Annotated in this window: 15 protein-coding genes; 4 read left to right on the top strand and 11 right to left on the bottom strand. The window is 42.7% G+C overall.

Translation table 11 applies throughout. The features are described from left to right. Nucleotides 1–168 precede the first annotated feature (168 nt). The 8 genes from ribBA to purL all read right to left on the bottom strand — a co-directional run bounded on the left by ribBA (nucleotide 169) and on the right by purL (nucleotide 10,481). Complete coding sequence (ribBA, locus tag WAX86_RS03805) at nucleotides 169–1,272, bottom strand: bifunctional 3,4-dihydroxy-2-butanone-4-phosphate synthase/GTP cyclohydrolase II (protein ID WP_065170079.1); 1,104 nt, start codon at nucleotides 1,270–1,272, stop codon at nucleotides 169–171. 27 nt (nucleotides 1,273–1,299) lie between these two features. After that, nucleotides 1,300–1,956: a riboflavin synthase gene (locus WAX86_RS03800; protein ID WP_005300686.1), complete on the bottom strand. Its 657-nt coding sequence runs from the start codon at nucleotides 1,954–1,956 to the stop codon at nucleotides 1,300–1,302. Between the two features lie 20 nt (nucleotides 1,957–1,976). After that, nucleotides 1,977–3,113, bottom strand: a complete 1,137-nt coding sequence (gene ribD, locus WAX86_RS03795; protein ID WP_341489121.1) for a bifunctional diaminohydroxyphosphoribosylaminopyrimidine deaminase/5-amino-6-(5-phosphoribosylamino)uracil reductase RibD — start codon at nucleotides 3,111–3,113, stop codon at nucleotides 1,977–1,979. 19 nt (nucleotides 3,114–3,132) lie between these two features. After that, nucleotides 3,133–3,582: a transcriptional regulator NrdR gene (nrdR, locus tag WAX86_RS03790; protein WP_005300690.1), complete on the bottom strand. Its 450-nt coding sequence runs from the start codon at nucleotides 3,580–3,582 to the stop codon at nucleotides 3,133–3,135. 196 nt (nucleotides 3,583–3,778) lie between these two features. Further along, on the bottom strand, nucleotides 3,779–5,029 hold the full coding sequence (gene glyA / locus WAX86_RS03785) for a serine hydroxymethyltransferase (RefSeq protein WP_005300693.1): 1,251 nt from the start codon (nucleotides 5,027–5,029) through the stop codon (nucleotides 3,779–3,781). A 391-nt stretch (nucleotides 5,030–5,420) separates the two neighbouring features. Continuing rightward, a complete protein-coding gene (gene glnB / locus WAX86_RS03780) occupies nucleotides 5,421–5,759 on the bottom strand; it encodes a nitrogen regulatory protein P-II (RefSeq protein ID WP_005300696.1) in 339 nt (112 codons plus the stop codon). Nucleotides 5,760–5,825: 66 nt separating this feature from the next. Beyond that, nucleotides 5,826–6,203, bottom strand: a complete 378-nt coding sequence (locus tag WAX86_RS03775) for a hypothetical protein (RefSeq protein ID WP_227000293.1) — start codon at nucleotides 6,201–6,203, stop codon at nucleotides 5,826–5,828. 372 nt (nucleotides 6,204–6,575) lie between these two features. Continuing rightward, nucleotides 6,576–10,481 carry a phosphoribosylformylglycinamidine synthase gene (gene purL, locus WAX86_RS03770; protein ID WP_341489120.1) on the bottom strand — a complete coding sequence of 1,302 codons (3,906 nt, stop codon included), beginning with the start codon at nucleotides 10,479–10,481 and terminating at the stop codon, nucleotides 6,576–6,578. A 387-nt stretch (nucleotides 10,482–10,868) separates the two neighbouring features. On the opposite strand from purL, the gene mltF reads away from it, so the two are divergent. Both mltF and WAX86_RS03760 read left to right on the top strand, forming a co-directional pair. Further along, nucleotides 10,869–12,365: a membrane-bound lytic murein transglycosylase MltF gene (gene mltF, locus WAX86_RS03765; protein WP_138240891.1), complete on the top strand. Its 1,497-nt coding sequence runs from the start codon at nucleotides 10,869–10,871 to the stop codon at nucleotides 12,363–12,365. A gap of 327 nt (nucleotides 12,366–12,692) precedes the next feature. Then, on the top strand, nucleotides 12,693–12,839 hold the full coding sequence (locus WAX86_RS03760; protein ID WP_153274596.1) for a hypothetical protein: 147 nt from the start codon (nucleotides 12,693–12,695) through the stop codon (nucleotides 12,837–12,839). Between the two features lie 73 nt (nucleotides 12,840–12,912). Here the strand turns inward: WAX86_RS03760 and tadA are convergent, their stop codons facing one another. Both tadA and WAX86_RS03750 read right to left on the bottom strand, forming a co-directional pair. After that, nucleotides 12,913–13,425, bottom strand: a complete 513-nt coding sequence (gene tadA / locus WAX86_RS03755; RefSeq protein ID WP_036764301.1) for a tRNA adenosine(34) deaminase TadA — start codon at nucleotides 13,423–13,425, stop codon at nucleotides 12,913–12,915. Nucleotides 13,426–13,460: 35 nt separating this feature from the next. Continuing rightward, nucleotides 13,461–14,348: a LysR substrate-binding domain-containing protein gene (locus WAX86_RS03750; protein ID WP_065170076.1), complete on the bottom strand. Its 888-nt coding sequence runs from the start codon at nucleotides 14,346–14,348 to the stop codon at nucleotides 13,461–13,463. Between the two features lie 222 nt (nucleotides 14,349–14,570). Here WAX86_RS03750 and WAX86_RS03745 point away from each other — a divergent pair, with 222 nt between their 5' ends. Together WAX86_RS03745 and fghA are read left to right on the top strand one after the other, a co-directional pair. Next, nucleotides 14,571–15,701, top strand: a complete 1,131-nt coding sequence (locus WAX86_RS03745) for an S-(hydroxymethyl)glutathione dehydrogenase/class III alcohol dehydrogenase (protein WP_005300708.1) — start codon at nucleotides 14,571–14,573, stop codon at nucleotides 15,699–15,701. Nucleotides 15,702–15,792: 91 nt separating this feature from the next. Then, a complete protein-coding gene (fghA, locus tag WAX86_RS03740) occupies nucleotides 15,793–16,638 on the top strand; it encodes an S-formylglutathione hydrolase (protein ID WP_068946894.1) in 846 nt (281 codons plus the stop codon). Nucleotides 16,639–16,782: 144 nt separating this feature from the next. Here the strand turns inward: fghA and WAX86_RS03735 are convergent, their stop codons facing one another. Further along, nucleotides 16,783–18,345: an AbgT family transporter gene (locus tag WAX86_RS03735; RefSeq protein WP_068946895.1), complete on the bottom strand. Its 1,563-nt coding sequence runs from the start codon at nucleotides 18,343–18,345 to the stop codon at nucleotides 16,783–16,785. Nucleotides 18,346–18,527: the final 182 nt, after the last annotated feature.

The raw sequence follows: 18,527 nt of genomic DNA, 5'->3' as shown, positions 1-18,527 counted from the left end.
CGCGGGAGTCTATCACACTTTTACTGAAAACTGCTAGGCAAAGCCAAGGTTTCACCGGAATTGTTACGATTTATAGTAAAAAAGCGGCAAGAGCAAAGAAACACTTTCAATTTTTCTATGCTTTCAGAGTGAATACTCAACTCTTGCGCTCCAACAATTGTTTAAAAGTTATTCGCAAATATATTCGCTAACTTCTAGACCAAAGCCTGATAGTGAATGATAACGCTGATTACTTGAAGATAATAGACGCATTTTACCCACGCCTAAATCAGCAAGAATCTGCGACCCCACACCCACTTGGCGAGATTGCGCTTTAGGGTTAAATTTCACCATAGGTTGGCCAGCAGCTTCTGCAGCTAAACTTTTCACCTTAGCAACGATAGATTCTTGGCTCTCTTGCTTACTTAAGATCACCAAGACACCATTTTCTGCGGCAATACGAGCCATTGCAGAAGGTAACGTCCACTGAGTTGCGCCACTGTGCAGAATATCTTTAAAAGTATCTTGAGCATGAACGCGAACCAACGTAGGTTCAGATTGATGGATCTCACCTTTAGATAGCGCGTAATGAATTGCGTTATCGATTTTATCGCGGTAAGTCACCATCTTAAATTCGCCAAATTCTGTCGGTAACTGGCACTCAGCAATACGTTCAATAGTGGTTTCGTTATTATTGCGGTACTCAATCAGATCAGCAATTGTACCCAACTTTAAACCATGCTTTTCGGCAAAAACTTCAAGCTGAGGTCGGCGCGCCATTGTGCCATCTTCATTTAAGATCTCAACAATCACACTTGATGGTTCAAGTCCGGCTAAACGAGCCACATCACAACCAGCTTCAGTATGTCCTGCACGAGTTAATACACCACCTTCTTGCGCCATCAGAGGGAAAATATGACCAGGCATAACGATATCAGCGGAGGTCGCATCTGCGGCTACTGCTGCTTGTACGGTTGTCGCACGATCGGCAGCTGAAATACCCGTGGTAACCCCTTCAGCAGCCTCAATAGAAATGGTAAATGGCGTACCAAACTGCTCAGTATTATCCTTGACCATCAAAGGTAAATTCAGCTTCTGACAACGCGCTTTGCTTAGGGTTAGACAGATCAAGCCACGACCATGAGTTGCCATAAAGTTGATCGCATCTGGAGTGATTTTTTCTGCCGCAATAATAAGGTCGCCTTCATTTTCACGATCCTCATCATCCATTAAAATCACCATTTTGCCTTGGCGAATATCTTCAATAATCTCTTGTGCGCTACTTAAAGCCATATTCTCACCTATACCAATCTGTTCTGATTATCCTAAAAAACCACTGCGAGCTAGAAGATCCATAGTGACACTTGGCTCTTTTTCTGCCGCCTTTGGTCCAAGCATCAAACGTTCTAAATAACGGGCTATAACATCAACCTCAATATTGATCTGACGTCCAACTTTAAACGATTCCATCGTCGTTTCAGCCGCAGTATGAGGAACAATGGTCAATTTAAATTCATCACCACGAATCGCATTCACCGTTAAGCTAATACCATCAATGGCAATCGAGCCTTTTTCAGCAATGTATTGCGCTAAATGACTTGGCGCTTTAATCCAAAATTCGATGGCACGACCGGTATGAGTGCGTTCAATTACTTCAGCAACGGCATCAACATGACCAGAAACCATATGCCCACCAAAACGTGTTGTTGGCAACATGGCTTTTTCTAAGTTTACGGCTTGCCCTGCTTTGTAATTGGCAAATGCGGTTCTTTTTAACGTTTCAAGGGATAAATCGGCGACATATCCCTTGCCTGTTAATTGCACTACCGTCAGACACACACCATTTGTCGCGATACTGTCACCGAGTTTTACATCGGATAAATCTAATTTACCTGAATCTACTGTAACGGAGATATCAGCCCCTTTAGGGGTCAGGGCGGTAATCGTACCGACAGCTTCAATAATGCCAGTAAACATATGTGTTGTTCCTTGATGATTTAATTAGGCGCGTAAGATGAATGAATATCTGCGGTAATTCGAATATCAGTACCAACCATTCTTAGATCAGAGATGCTGACATTCGGGACCTGATCCATTGCCGTTAATTGAGGCAAATTCATCACGCCACGCGCCTCAGCTCCCATCAATTTAGGAGCTTGATATAAGATAAAGCTATCAACGAGCTGATTTTGTACCAGAGCGCCAGCAAGTCCGGCTCCAGCTTCAACCCAAATATGATAAATACCGAGCTTCACCAGTTGTTGTAGCAACTCATGTAAATCTAATTGAGAAGAATCTGACGTACGTGAAATAATGAGCTGCGTTACGGAATCGGGCCATACTTCATCACCTTGTTCACAACGAGCAAGTAGGGTCTTACCTGGAAGATGAAATAATTGATAATCTGGTGATAAGCGATTTTGACTATCAATAATCACACGAATGGGAAGGCGTAACTCGGATTGGGGATACTGTTGTTGGATATAAAAAGGCAGCTCTTGCCAACGAATATTCATTGAAGGGTCATCAGCAATAACGGTCGCACTGGTTGATAAAATAGCGCCTGCTTGAGCTCGAAATTGCTGAACATCGGCACGAGCTTGTGGTCCTGTAATCCACTTACTCTCACCATTAGCCAAAGCCGTTCGTCCATCAAGGCTAGATGCCATTTTAAGCTGAACATAGGGCATCCCGGTTTGCATCGCTTTAATAAACCCAAGATTTAAGGCTTTAGCATCTTGCTCTAACAATCCAACTTCAACGGTCACCCCAGCATTTTGCAATAAAGTAATCCCATTACCTGCCACTTTTGGATTGGGATCAACCATGGCGCAAACCACACGAGAGATCCCAGCTTCAATTAATGCCAGAGCACATGGTGGTGTTCGACCATAATGAGAACAAGGCTCAAGAGTCACATAAGCTGTTGCTCCACGCGCTTTATCACCTGCCGCACGTAAGGCAAAAACTTCAGCATGAGGTAGACCTGCTCGATAATGAAAACCCTCACCCACAATCTGGCCATTGTTTACGATTACGCAACCAACATTAGGATTGGGAGCCGTCGTAAATCGCCCTTTTTTGGCTAAGGCTATTGCCCGAGACATCATCTTATGATCAAACGCTGAAAACATAACTACGGCCTAATCGTGATTATTTCTCTAACTTAGCGATCTCTTCGCCAAATTCACGAATATCTTCAAAACTACGGTACACAGAAGCAAAACGAATATAAGCCACTTTATCAAGCTCTTTTAATGCTTCCATCACTAAGTTACCGATCATCTCCGATGTCACCTCACGCTCCCCGGTTGCGCGAAGTTTGGATTTGATGTTATTGGTTGCACGCTCGATATCGTCTGTACTAACTGGGCGTTTTTCTAATGCCCGCTGAATACCACCAGATAACTTATCTTCATTAAAAGGTTCACGGTTACCATTGCTTTTAATAACGCGTGGCATCACTAATTCAGCAGTTTCAAATGTTGTGTAACGTTCGTTGCATGCTAAACATTGGCGACGACGGCGAACTTGATGACCGTCAGCAACCAATCGAGAATCAATTACTTTGGTGTCGTTTGCACCACAAAAAGGACAATGCATCTTGCCTCCTTATTATCATTCGCTCAGTGTAACCCATTTCAATCTAATAATGAGAGTATTCGGTGATTTTTTCTGCACTTTCCGTTTAGATTTTATTAGAAAATGACTCATTCAAAGTAAAATCTTTCTTAATGGCATTAAAAAAGGACTCACCATAAGGCAAGTCCTTTCAATTAATATGGATAAAGAATAGAAATTACGCGTATACAGGTAGGCGTTTGCAAATCTCTAGTACTTTAGCTTTAGTATCAGCTATCACTTGAGGATTATCGATGTTATCTAATACATCACACATCCAACCGGCCAATTGCTTTGCATCTTCTGCTGTAAAACCACGACGAGTAATCGATGGTGTGCCAACACGAATACCAGAAGTCACAAATGGGCTGCGAGGATCATTTGGTACGCTGTTTTTGTTCACAGTAATATTAGCCGCACCTAATGCCGCATCAGCTTCTTTACCTGTGATACCTTTATCAATTAGATCTACTAGGAATAGGTGGTTTTCAGTACTACCAGAAACAATCTTATAACCACGCTCTAAGAACTCACCCACCATCACTTTCGCATTTTCAACAACACGAGCTTGATATTCAGTAAATTCTGGCTCCATCGCTTCTTTAAAGGCAACCGCTTTTGCCGCAATAACATGCATTAATGGGCCACCCTGACCACCAGGGAATACTGCTGAATTTAGCTTTTTATAAATATCTTCACCAGCATTAGATAAGATCAAGCCGCCACGAGGACCTGCTAATGTTTTGTGAGTTGTGGTGGTAACAACGTGAGCATGAGGTACCGGAGTTGGATAAACACCAGCCGCAACAAGACCGGCAACGTGAGCCATGTCAACAAAGAAGTACGCACCCACTTTATCGGCAATCTTGCGCATGCGTTCCCAATCAACAATTTGAGAATATGCAGAGAAACCACCGATGATCATCTTAGGATTATGTTCAAGCGCTAACGCTTCAACTTCGTCATAATCGATCTGACCATTTTCATCGATACCGTAAGGAATGATGTTATACAATTTACCTGAAAAGTTTACAGGAGAGCCGTGTGTTAAGTGACCACCGTGAGCCAAGCTCATACCTAAAACTGTATCACCGGCATTTAACAGAGCCATATAAACTGCGTTATTTGCTTGGGAACCCGAGTGAGGCTGAACGTTCGCGTATTCTGCACCAAATAGCTGGCATGCACGATCAATGGCAAGTTGTTCTGCTTTATCAACATACTCACAACCACCGTAGTAACGCTTACCAGGATAACCTTCAGCGTACTTATTGGTTAGCTGAGAACCCTGTGCTTCCATTACTCGTGGGCTAGTGTAGTTTTCAGAAGCAATCAACTCGATGTGCTCTTCTTGACGTGCAGTTTCTTCCTGAATGGCTGCATAAAGTTCCGCGTCATAATCGGCAATATTCATATCGCGTTTAAGCATCTGTATCTCCTGACTCAGATTAAGGTATAAACCCTATTTTTAGGTAAAAATGAAAAACTGTAAACGCTAGTATCCACGCGGACGCAAACGTTTTCGTCTAATTCATTAACATTGTCTGTAGTCTACAATAAATTGATCTAAATCAGATAGTCCTAAAATGAATTTTCTTTTGGTTTGTATTCAATTTAATCATGAAACTTTTTCATAATGACTTGGCACAGCGCATTTATTAGCCACAAAATACAAACATACCAACTAATCTGAACAGTTAGAAACACAAAGGCCTGATTAATACAACCAGGCCTTTGTTATATAAATCATGTTAATTGCTTACTATGGCTTATTGTGCAAAAACCAACGTAAATGTAAGAGTGATTAACTGAAAAAAGTACTAAATGGCGTCTTCGTCTTCTTCACCGGTACGGATACGAACCACTCGCTCAACATCAAACATAAAGATTTTGCCATCGCCAATCTTGCCGGTTTGTGCGGTTTCAACAATTGTATCGATACATTGCTCAGCAACTTCATCAGCAACAACAATTTCTAGCTTCACTTTAGGTAAAAAATCAACCATATATTCAGCACCGCGATAAAGCTCTGTATGCCCTTTTTGACGACCAAACCCTTTTACTTCAGTGACCGTCATGCCCGTAATACCGACATCGGCAAGAGCTTCACGCACATCGTCTAGTTTAAATGGTTTGATTATGGCTTCAATTTTCTTCATCTCGGTAATCCTTTGCTAAGCGGCTGATTCATAGTCAACAATATACCATAAATACCGTAATAGAAATTAAGAGTTTTCATGGTCTATTAAAACATTAGGTTCCATCATTCTGAGCAAAAGAAAAACAGAATAAATTAAAACAACACTGTTTAGCCCCAGTACAACAAAGCTGCGGATAGAGATAGGAAAGAGACTTGGCAGTACGGGTAAAATACTCATACCAAGAAAAAGCGTGGATGCTGGTAGAAAAAAATACAACGGCATAAAGCCCCACATTTTTCCTCGTAACAGCCCAATACTGGCACCAACACCAGAAAGAAGAACCAAGATACCAATAATGCTCGGTACGATGCCAACTTGGTTATATTTGAAGATAATGGCAAAACTATCAATATTGCGAATTAAGCAGAGTATAACCAAAACGGCTAAAACTCGCGCGGCCATGGCTTTTCGCCTGCCAGCGGGAGAATCCTGTCCCATAAAAAAATCAATCCTTGAACAACAGTAAGTGCGAACGAGCGCATATCACTGCGCGATTATACTAATTAAGATAATTTAATAAATATTCCACTAACTATTTTTAGCAATATTCGAAACTAAGTGAGCAAAAAATCGAAATTAGCTCACAAAATAGATTATTAATCCAACACAGTGAGCAACATATTAACCGGTAAGCCTGAACAGCCAGTGAATTTAGTCATGATTAATATTAACTTTAATTAAAAAAACGCCCAGTGCTGATATCACTGAGCGTTTTCTAATTATGTTGCTCTAATTTGACTAACAAGGTTAACCGTTAGTGGCACCTATTGTCGATTAGCCGATATGAACCCGAGCATTACGGAACATACGCATCCAAGGACTGTTTTCGCTCCAGTCATCAGGGTGCCAAGAATTAGCCACGGTTCTAAATACACGCTCAGGATGCGGCATCATAATGGTGACACGACCATCTTGAGTTGTAAGACCGGTAATCGCGTTTGGCGAACCATTTGGGTTATTAGGATAAGCTTGGGTTGGATTACCAAGGTTATCAACATAACGTACTGCCACAGTACCCGATTGTTCTAACGCCATAAGATGCGCATCATCTCGCACTTCTACGCGACCTTCACCATGAGAAACGGCAATTGGCATCCTAGAGCCCGCCATGCCACTGAAGAAAGCCGAATCTGATGGCTGGATCTCCACCAAACTAAAACGCGCTTCAAAACGTTCAGACTGGTTGCGTACAAAACGAGGCCATAACTGAGCACCTGGGATCAACTCTTTTAAGTTTGATAGCATCTGACAGCCATTACATACCCCAAGCGATAGAGTATCTTGACGATGGAAGAAGCGTTCAAACTGATCTCTTGCCTGCTCATTAAACAGAATAGATTTAGCCCAACCTTCACCAGCACCCAATACGTCACCGTATGAGAAACCACCACAAGCAACCAGCCCTTGATACTCATCGAGCACCGCTTGTCCGGTTAAGATATCACTCATATGGATATCAACAGCGTTAAATCCAGCGCGATCAAAAGCCGCTGCCATTTCGACATGCGAGTTCACACCCTGCTCACGTAAGATAGCCATTTTAGGTTTTGCACCAAGATTAATATTCGGAGCATTAAATGGTGCAGCGACATTCTCATTAATATCGAAAGTGAGATGGGTATTTAGCCCAGGATCTTGCTCGTTGTGTTTAGCAGCAAATTCTTGATCAGCACAACTTGAGTTATCACGTAGAGCTTGCATCTTATGCGTCATTTCAGCCCAAATCGTACGCAGCTGGTTACGTTCACGATCAACGACAATTTGACCGTTTGCATAAATTTCAAAACGATTAGAGACTTCAACAGAACCAATTACGTGAGAGCAAGAATCTAAGCCAAATGCCGCCAGTGTCGATAACACTGTATCTAATTCTGGGTTTGCCACTTGAATAACGGCTCCCAACTCTTCATTAAAGAGAGCGGCCAGAGCATCGTCACCAAGAGTACTGATATCTGCTTTAATACCACAATGACCAGCAAAAGCCATTTCAGCCAAGGTAACCAGCAAACCACCATCACCTTTATCATGATAAGCCAGTAGATTTTGCTGCTGCACTAATTGCTGAATAGCATTGAAGAAAGCTTTTAGCAGTTGAGGAGAATCAACATCGGCAGGTTTATCACCTAACTGTTTGTAAACTTGAGCTAGTGCCGTTGCACCTAAGCGGTTTTGACCACAACCTAGGTCGATTAAAATAAGTGATGAATCACCGTGATCAGTGCGAAGTTGAGGTGTCACGGTATGACGCACATCTTCAACACGAGCAAAAGCGGTAATAATCAAAGACAGCGGTGATGTAACCGTTTTATCTTGAGCATCGTCTTGCCATTGCGTCTTCATCGACATGGAATCTTTACCCACTGGAATGGTTAGACCCAATGCAGGACACAACTCTTCACCCACAGCTTTAACTGCTTCATAAAGGCCAGCATCTTCACCTGGGTGACCCGCTGGAGACATCCAGTTAGCCGACAATTTAATGTGCTTAATATCACCAATATCGGTTGCGGCGATGTTAGTTAGAGCCTCACCAACAGCTAAACGAGCAGAAGCGGCAAAATCTAGCAATGCTACTGGGGTACGCTCACCCATCGACATCGCTTCACCATGATAAGTATCATAACTTGCCGCAGTTACTGCGCAGTTTGCCACTGGGATCTGCCAAGGCCCAACCATCTGATCGCGTGCAACTAGACCCGTTACGGAGCGATCGCCAATCGTAATTAAGAAGGTTTTTTCCGCAACGGCTGGCAGACGTAATACGCGGTCGATAGCATCATTAAGTTCAATTCCATGACGCTCAAGAGCTGGGCTTTCTACTTTTTTAGAAACCACATCACGCTGCATCTTTGGTGGTTTACCTAGTAGGATATCCATTGGCATATCGATTGGCATATTGTCAAAATGGCTATCTTCAAGGCTTAAATGACGCTCTTCTGTAGCTTCACCAACGACAGCAAAAGGAGCTCGTTCACGATGACAAATCGCTTCAAAAACAGGCATCTGCTCTGGAGCTACTGCTAACACATAACGCTCTTGTGATTCGTTACACCAAATTTCTAATGGGCTCATTCCTGGCTCATCATTAGGTACACTACGAAGATCGAACTTACCGCCACGTTCACCATCATCAACTAATTCAGGTAAAGCATTAGAAATACCGCCTGCACCTACATCATGAATAAAGGCAATAGGGTTTTGCTCACCTAACTGCCAACAGCGATCAATCACTTCTTGGCAACGACGCTCCATTTCTGGGTTTTCACGTTGAACTGAAGCAAAATCCAGATCTTCTGCTGACTGGCCAGATGCCATTGATGAAGCAGCGCCACCGCCTAAACCGATATTCATCGCCGGCCCACCAAGTACAATTAACTTAGCGCCAACAGGGATCTCTTTTTTCTGAACATGTTGATCGCGGATATTACCAAGGCCACCAGCAATCATAATCGGTTTATGGTAACCGCGAACTTCCTCACCCGCATGAGAGGTTACTTTTTCTTCATACGTACGGAAGTAACCCAATAAGTTTGGACGACCAAATTCATTGTTAAACGCCGCACCACCTAATGGGCCTTCTAGCATAATATCTAGAGCACTAACGATTCGACTTGGTTTACCAAAATCACTCTCCCAAGGCTGTTCAAATCCTGGAATTCGTAGGTTAGATACAGTAAATCCAACCAAACCTGCTTTTGGCTTACCACCAATACCAGTCGCGCCTTCATCTCGAATTTCACCACCAGACCCTGTAGAAGCACCAGGCCATGGCGAAATAGCTGTTGGGTGGTTATGGGTTTCAACCTTCATCAAGATATGTGCGTCTTCTTGGTGGTATTGATACTGACGGGTCTCAGGATCTGGGAAAAAGCGTCCGACTTTTGAACCAGTCATCACTGCGGCATTATCTTTATAAGCAGACAGTACGTGCTCAGGCGTGGTTTCAAAGGTATTTTTGATCATTTTAAACAGCGACTTTGGCTGTTCGACGCCATCAATGATCCAATCTGCATTAAAGATTTTGTGACGACAATGCTCTGAGTTCGCCTGAGCAAACATCATCAATTCGATATCATTTGGGTTACGGCCAAGTTTGGTAAAGCTTTCCACTAAGTAATCAATTTCATCATCAGCCAGCGCCAAGCCAAGGGAAACGTTTGCTTTTTCAAGTGCAAGACGACCGCCTGATAAAATATCAATGGCCTCCACAGGAGCTGGTTGTGCTTGAGTAAATAAGATAGCGGCCTGATTAAGCTCCGTGAATACCACTTCCATCATGCGGTCATGAAGCAGTGAATTCAGTGCTTTTTGCTGTTCATCTGTTAGAACTGTCGTACTTTCAACATAATACACAGTACCACGTTCTAAACGCTTAATCTGAGCTAAACCACAGTTATGGGCAATATCGGTCGCTTTTGAAGACCACGGAGAGATAGTGCCAGGACGAGGCGTGACTAATAGGAGTGATCCTGTTGGCTGATGTTCTGCAATCGTAGGCCCATAAGTGAGCAATTGTGCTAACTTTTGCGATTCATCTTCAGTTAAAGGAGCCGTTAAATCGGCAAAATGAACAAACTCGGCATAAATACCGGTCACAGGTAAAGATAACTCACGACAACGCTCTAATAACTTAGCGGCGCGAAACTCAGACAGTGCGGGTGAACCACGCAAAATTTCCATGTGCGTACGTCTCTCGATAACAGTTAAGTGAAGGTGATATTGACCTAATCCTACCGCTTATTGCTTAGAGTTACGTCAATGCCACCTCAATTGTCATCACTTAACTCCCCCTAACCGATGAGGAGCTGCGCATAGTATAAGGGAAATTTTTTTGTGACGTAACTCTTGACGCAACCGTTTGCGTGATTTTTTTTCGATCTATGATAAAAAACTGTATTGAGCGCTAAAATCCCATGTTTTTTATCGCTTCTAGGCGGTTCTTCTGCTGCAATTTTATTGAATTAAAGGCAAATAACAGTGAAATTAATTAGAGAACGACATTCTTTAACTTTCCGCCAACCGTTAGCTTTGATATAAAGAGCCCTGAATTTTAACCGAGAGCACAGATTGTTGAGTACCTATACGTTACCCAAAAAAATCAGGCAGTACTTTGTTAGCCTTATTACACTTTTTCTGATCAGCGGCTGTCAGTGGCAAAGTGAGCCACACAATGCTTTAGATCGCATCAGAGAAACGGGCGTACTGCGTGTGGGTACCTTGAACAATCAGCTGTCGTATTATATTGGTAATGAAGGGCCTACCGGTCTGGATTACGAACTGGCTCAACTGTTTGCTAAAAAGCTGGGTGTAAAGCTAGAAATGCAGCCTATGTTTTCTCTCTCTAGCCTTTTCCCAGCATTAGATCGGGGTAATGTTGATATTCTCGCCGCAGGCCTAACGATTACACCCAATCGCCTACAAGATTTTCGAGCCACCCCAGCCTATTACTATGCCAGCCAACTGGTGGTGTATAAAAAAGGAACATGGCGTCCAAGAACGCCTTCAGATCTGGCCAAAAATAAAGGGACATTAACCGTAGTGAAAGGCTCTAGCCACGAATTACAGTTAAAGCAATTACAGCAAAAATACCCAGACCTAAAATGGCAAGCAGTCTCAGAAACCGATGACGATGAACTTATGCGTGATGTCGCCAGTGGAAAGCTCGACTTTACTGTCGCAGACTCAGTTGATGTGGCGCTGATCCAACGTATTCATCCAGATATCGCTATTGCCATGGAATTAACCGATGAAGAGCCGATCAGTTGGTTTGTAAAAAACAGCAGCAATGACAACTTATATGCGCTCATTATTGAGTTTTTTGGTGAAATAAAACAAAACGGTGAATTAGCGCAGTTAGAAGAGAAGTATTTCGGTCACGTTGATCAATTTGATTACGTAGATACCCGCGCATTTTTACGTGCCGTTGAAGGAAAATTACCGAAATGGAAACCGCTATTTAAGCAATATGCTGGGGAATTTGACTGGCGTTTAATTGCCGCGCTCTCTTATCAAGAATCGCACTGGAACCCAGAAGCTACATCACCAACGGGTGTCCGTGGCATGATGATGCTCACAACTCCAACAGCCAAAGCAGTAGATGTGGCGAATCGATTAGATCCGAAACAGAGTATTCGAGGGGGTACTGAGTATCTTCGCCGCATGATAGCTCGCGTACCCGATAGTATTGAATCCCATGAAAAGGTCTGGTTTGCTCTTGCCTCTTATAATATTGGGTTTGGTCACTTAATGGATGCACGCCGTTTAACCAAGGCGCAAGGCGGTAATCCAGACACATGGACAGATGTCAAACAACGTTTACCGATGTTGCGCCAACGCCAATACTATACTCAAACTCGATATGGCTATGCTCGCGGTGATGAAGCCTTAAATTATGTTGAGAATATCCGCCGTTATTACCAAAGCATCGTTGGTTACGAACAAGCTCACAGCCGAGAACACCAAGGTGACGGGGTTGAAATTGTTGATGGGCTACAAACAATCACACCACAAACAATTAGCGCAGCAGCCAAGCCTCAACCAGCCAAAGTTGCAGCGTCTAAATAATCAATAAGTTATTCTGGCTCTTAATCCAATGAGAGCCAGATCTTCTTTTTCATCTCATTTTGCAAATAGATATAGCTTCTTTCATTTAATTACCAGCATAATCAATCGCAGGGTTTGTATTGATTATATGGATATTCAATACACCTTTTTTAGTACCTATTCATTTATAGGTATTCTATTTGATTTCGTTTCAGTACTCATACCAAGCAAATAGATGGCTCTTTTAGCCAAGAGACCAGCCTTATTTGTTAGGTATTTTATGTCTGGCACACATTATGCTGATCTTATATCGCTAATGTCGCCTTTTGCCAGCAAGAGGGATAAAGGATGAAAAGTAAACGCACTCAATCAAAATTTAAAAAAATGCTACAAGCCTCTTCGACCCGACGTAAACGTCTAAGCAGTAATCTACGTAAAAAAACGCTCTGGCGTCAGCGCAGTTATGTCATGAGTGCTACAGCTGAATGTTGCTAATCAAAAGCTAAAACGCAAAAAACAAAGCTCGGACAATACCGAGCTTTTTCATATAAACAATACCGATTCAATCTTATCTCTGCTGTTTTTCTTTTTCTGCTTGTTTGAGCGCTTTCTTTTCGGCTCGACGACGCTTAAAAAATGCTTGTAATTGAGCACGGCACTCATCTTCTAATAAGCCAGCATCAAACTGAACGTGGTGATTCACTCCAGCATAACTCAACAGATTCATCGTACTACCAGCAGCACCAGTTTTAAGATCAGGCGCACCATAAACCACCTTCCCCACACGAGAATGCACCATAGCACCAGCACACATAGGACACGGCTCTAATGTGACATATAAAGTGGTATCAAGTAGACGATAGTTTTGTAGAACTTGTCCCGCTTGTCGCAACGCCATGATTTCAGCGTGGGCGGTGGCGTCGTGTTGCCCTATCGAGCGGTTCCACCCTTCCCCAACAACTCGACCTTGGTATACCACTACAGCACCAACGGGCACTTCGCCTTCAGCTTCTGCATTTGCAGCCAATTCAATGGCGCGATGCATAAAAATTTTATCTTGTTCGCTATATTCTACAGTCATTGATTATCTATCGTTAAAATCTTGAGCTTTAGCTATTAAGCATCTACTCGTTTTTTTGGTAACTCTTCGGCTAAAAAATCCACCAGCAAACGTACTTTAGGAGACAAATGGCGGTTATGAGGATACAAAGCCCAAATCCCCTCATCTGGCTCTTGGAATTTCTCCAAAATAGGGACAATAGAACCGTTCGCTAAATCTTCATCCACGTAATATTCCGGTAACTGTGCAATGCCAATACCTTTAATCACCGCATCTCGTAGCCCATAACCACTATTACAAGATAACGAACCCGCAATACGAATGCTCTTTTCTTTACCTTTTTCTTGGAATCGCCAGTAATCATGGTTACCAATTAAGCAATTATGGTGGCGTAGTTCAGATAGCGTATGTGGCATACCGTATTTTTCTAAGTAAGCTGGTGATGCACACAGATACATAGTACGAGTTGTAAGGCGTTTTGCCATCATAGATGAATTGCCCAACTTACCTAGACGAATCGCTAAATCAAACGCGCCTTCAACCAGATCCATCTGACGGTTGGTTAAATCCATCGTCACTTCAATCTCTGGATACTGCAACATAAAGTCATTCACCAAAGGGACGATATATTTTTCACCATAAGTCACAGGTGCGGTCATTTTTATAAGTCCTTGAGGAACCCCTCGTAGACTGGTGATAGCGCGTTCAGCTTCTTCAAGCCCATCCATCACCTGACGACAGTGACGATAATAAATACTGCCCTCTTCGGTTAGAGATACCTTACGCGTTGTACGGTAAAATAGTTTGGTATTAAGTCTATTTTCCAGAGCACTAATTTGTCGGCTCACTTGCGCCGTTGATATCCCAATCTTTTTTGCCGCAGCGGTAAAGCTTTCTGTTTCAGATACGGCAACAAATTCTGTCACCCCTTCCCACAAAAACATCGTCACTTTGCTCCATTATTACATCAAGGTAAAAGTTATTTGCAGTTTAACCCAATTATCATTTATCAAGAAACAAATATAATGCATCCCATCGAAACGCAATAAGAAAACAACTTTCTTATGCATTAGTAAAGAATTCATCTACAGTCTATACGTAACAAGCATTACGTAATTATAAGTTATCGGTCTCGTACCCAATACATAAATAAAGAGAGTAAATCAATGACTGACAAGTTTATTAAATCAAAAGCAGCTGTTGCTTGGGGTCCAAATCAACCTCTATCAATCGAAGAAGTTGATGTAATGCTTCCTCGTAAAGGCGAAGTTCTTGTACGCATTATCGCAACAGGCGTATGTCACACTGATGCATTCACTCTATCTGGTGACGATCCTGAAGGTATCTTCCCATCTATTCTTGGTCACGAAGGTGGCGGTATTGTTGAAATGGTTGGTGAAGGCGTAACAAGTGTTGCTGTTGGTGACCATGTTATCCCTCTTTACACTGCAGAATGTGGCGAGTGTAAATTCTGTAAATCAGGTAAAACAAACCTATGCCAAGCAGTTCGTGAAACTCAAGGTAAAGGTCTAATGCCAGATGGTACAACTCGTTTCTACAAAGACGGTCAACCAATCTACCACTACATGGGTTGTTCTACTTTCTCTGAGTACACTGTACTTCCAGAAATTTCTCTAGCGAAAGTAAATAAAGAAGCGCCTCTTGAAGAAGTATGTCTTCTAGGTTGTGGCGTAACAACAGGTATGGGAGCTGTACTTAACACAGCAAAAGTTGAAGAAGGTAGCACAGTAGCAATCTTTGGTTTAGGTGGTATCGGTCTATCTGCAATCATTGGTGCTCGCATGGCTGGTGCTAGCCGTATCATCGGTGTTGACCTAAACGAAACTAAATTCGAACTAGCAACTCAACTAGGTGCAACCGATTGTATCAACCCAGCTAACTACGATAAGCCAATTCAAGAAGTCATTGTTGAAATGACTGATGGCGGCGTTGACTACTCATTTGAGTGTATCGGTAACGTAAACGTAATGCGTTCTGCACTTGAGTGTTGTCACAAAGGTTGGGGTGAGTCAATCATCATCGGTGTAGCAGGCGCAGGTCAAGAGATCTCTACTCGTCCATTCCAGCTTGTTACTGGTCGTGTATGGCGTGGTAGTGCATTCGGTGGTGTTAAAGGTCGCTCTGAGCTTCCTGAAATTGTTGAGCGTTACATGGCTGGTGAGTTTGGTCTACAAGAGTTCATCACTCACACAATGGCGCTAGAAGACATCAACGAAGCATTTGAATTAATGCACAAAGGTGAAAGTATCCGTACGGTAATTCACTACAATAAATAATTAAGAGTTACTCCCTACTACACTACTACTCTTAATTTTAGCGCTGCTCAACTTGGGCAGCGCTCTTTTACCAATAAGACGAATCAAGCCAATGACATTAGAAAATATCAGCTGTAATAAAAGTGCAGGTGGCTGGCACAAACAATACACTCACCATTCAGAAGTATTAAGCTGCGACATGCGCTTTGCTATTTTTTTACCGCCACAAACAGCAACAGGTAAAAAAGTTCCCGTTCTTTACTGGCTTTCAGGTTTAACCTGTACAGATGAAAACTTCATGCAAAAAGCAGGGGCTCAACGAATTGCAGCCGAACTGGGTATTGCCATTGTAGCTCCAGACACTAGCCCTCGCGGCGAAAACGTACCTGATGATGAAAATGGTGCATACGATTTTGGTTTAGGTGCGGGCTTTTATGTTAATGCCACCCAAGCGCCATGGGATCGTCATTACCGCATGTATGATTATGTGGTAAATGAACTGCCAGCGATTATTGAAGCCAATTTCCCAGTTACTGAGCAACGAGCTATTTCAGGTCACTCTATGGGTGGTCACGGAGCTCTAATGATCTCACTGCGCAATCCAGAACGTTTTAGCTCAGTGTCTGCTTTTAGTCCGATTGCCAATCCAATCAACTGCCCGTGGGGACAAAAAGCATTTAATGGATACCTTGGTGATAATCCAAAAGAATGGAAAAACTATGACTCAAGCGAGTTAATGCGCCTGGCAGAGAAAAAGCTACCAACCTTAGTAGACCAAGGTACTCAAGATAACTTTTATATTGATGGCCAACTCCGTCCAGAAAGCCTTGTAGCAGCAGCAGAAGCAAATGACTATCCATTAGAGCTTCGTATGCAAGATGGTTATGACCACAGTTATTACTTTATGGCGAGCTTTATTGAAGATCATCTACGCTTCCACATGAAGCACTTTGGTTAACCTTAGTTTGCCTATTATTGGGCAAATAAATTAACCCGTTACACTATGATTACTTCATAACATGTTCATGGTTCGTCGCCAAAAATAAAGCCTCGATATATTACTATCGAGGCTTTTTTCATTTCATCAAACAATCTTAGCGATTTACTGAATAGTGTAAGTGTATGGCGCCTGAACACCTAGAGGGATACCAATTGCCCAGTAAACCAATAGGAAGATAGTCCAGCCAACAAGCATCGCGATAGAATATGGCATCATCATTGAAGCCAATGTACCGATACCAGAGCTCTTCACATAACGCTGCATGTAAACCACAACAAGCGGGAAGAACACCATCATCGGAGAAATGATATTAGATACTGAATCACCAACACGGTATGCCGCCTGAGTTAATTCAGGAGAAATACCTACCGCCATTAACATTGGCACCATAATAGGACCAATCAATGCCCATTTCGCAGATGCAGAACCTACTAATAGGTTTACTGATGCGGTTAGAAGAATCATACCGATAATAGTGATTTGACCTGGTAGATTCATCTCTTGCAACAATTTAGCACCAGAAAGAGCCAACAGCGTACCAATGTTTGATTGAGTAAATGCCACTAGGAACTGAGCAATAAAGAATACCATTACCATAAAGCCCGCCATACCAGCCATTGTGGTTGACATCGCTTTAATAACATCTTGGCTCTCTTTAAAAGTGCCTGCTACTTTACCGTAGATGATACCTGGAATCACAAATAGGATGAAAATCAACGGTACAATCGACTGCATCACTGGTGCATTAAATGCCGCAATCTCACCCGATGGAGAACGAAGCGGTGATGTTTCAGGAATAAGCACGGCAACAAGTAAAGCAATACCAGCAACCATAGCCCAACCAGCGCGAGAGAATGCCTTCGACTCAAGTTCTGTAAATGAACCCATATCAGGAGCTTCTTCAGCGTCATCATCAATCGCTGTTTTCGCTAAACGAGGTTCGATGATTTTATCTGTAATATACCAACCAATCGCAACAATAACGAATGATGATAGACCAGTGAAAATAATGTTCGCTAGCGGGTTCACGATGTAATCAGGATCCATAATACGAGCGGCTTCTTGCGTAAAACCTGCCAGTAATGGGTCGATACCTGATGGAATAAAGTTTGCAGAGAAACCACCAGAAACACCAGCAAATGCCGCAGCGATACCCGCTAGAGGGTGACGACCTGCCGCATGGAAAATAATACCACCAAGAGGAATAACCAGTACGTAACCAGCATCGGCTGCTGTGTGTGACACAATTGCCACTAAAATCAGCATCGGCGTTAAGAATTTAACTGGTGTTACATTCAGCATCTTCTTAAGGCCTGTATTAATAAAGCCAGATGCTTCAGCCACACCAACACCTAGCATCGCAACTAATACGATACCTAACGGTGCAAAGCCAGTGAAATTCTTCACCATATTTGCAAGGAAACTTGCCATAGACTCGCCAGTCAGTAGGTTTTTAATCTCTACTGATTGCTGAGTCACTGGGTGAACCAGACCAAAGTCAAATTGTGATAGAACTGCGGAAAGAACCCAAACTAGGACCAATCCCCAAAAGAATAGAAGAGCTGGATCTGGAATTTTGTTACCGACACGCTCAATGCCGTTTAGAAACTTATCCATCGCACTTGATGGCGCTTCTGGTGCCTGTTTTACTGCTTGATTACTCATGGGAACTCCATGGCTATAATTGATGTTGTATGGTGCTAGCGTCTGTTTACGACTATTTCTGTCGCTTTTAAGTATTTTCGCCGATGTTATAGCAGTCGTTACAAATGCAACAAACCGTCACCGGATTGTAACCATAATGACAAATAAAAAAGCACGATCGACCTAGCTAATAGCTATTTTGT

Source organism: Photobacterium damselae subsp. damselae (genome assembly GCF_038086725.1).
Taxonomy (GTDB): Bacteria; Pseudomonadota; Gammaproteobacteria; order Enterobacterales; family Vibrionaceae; genus Photobacterium; species Photobacterium damselae.
The sequence above is the reverse complement of the archived record's forward strand: the minus strand, read 5'-3'. Positions and strand labels throughout refer to the sequence as shown.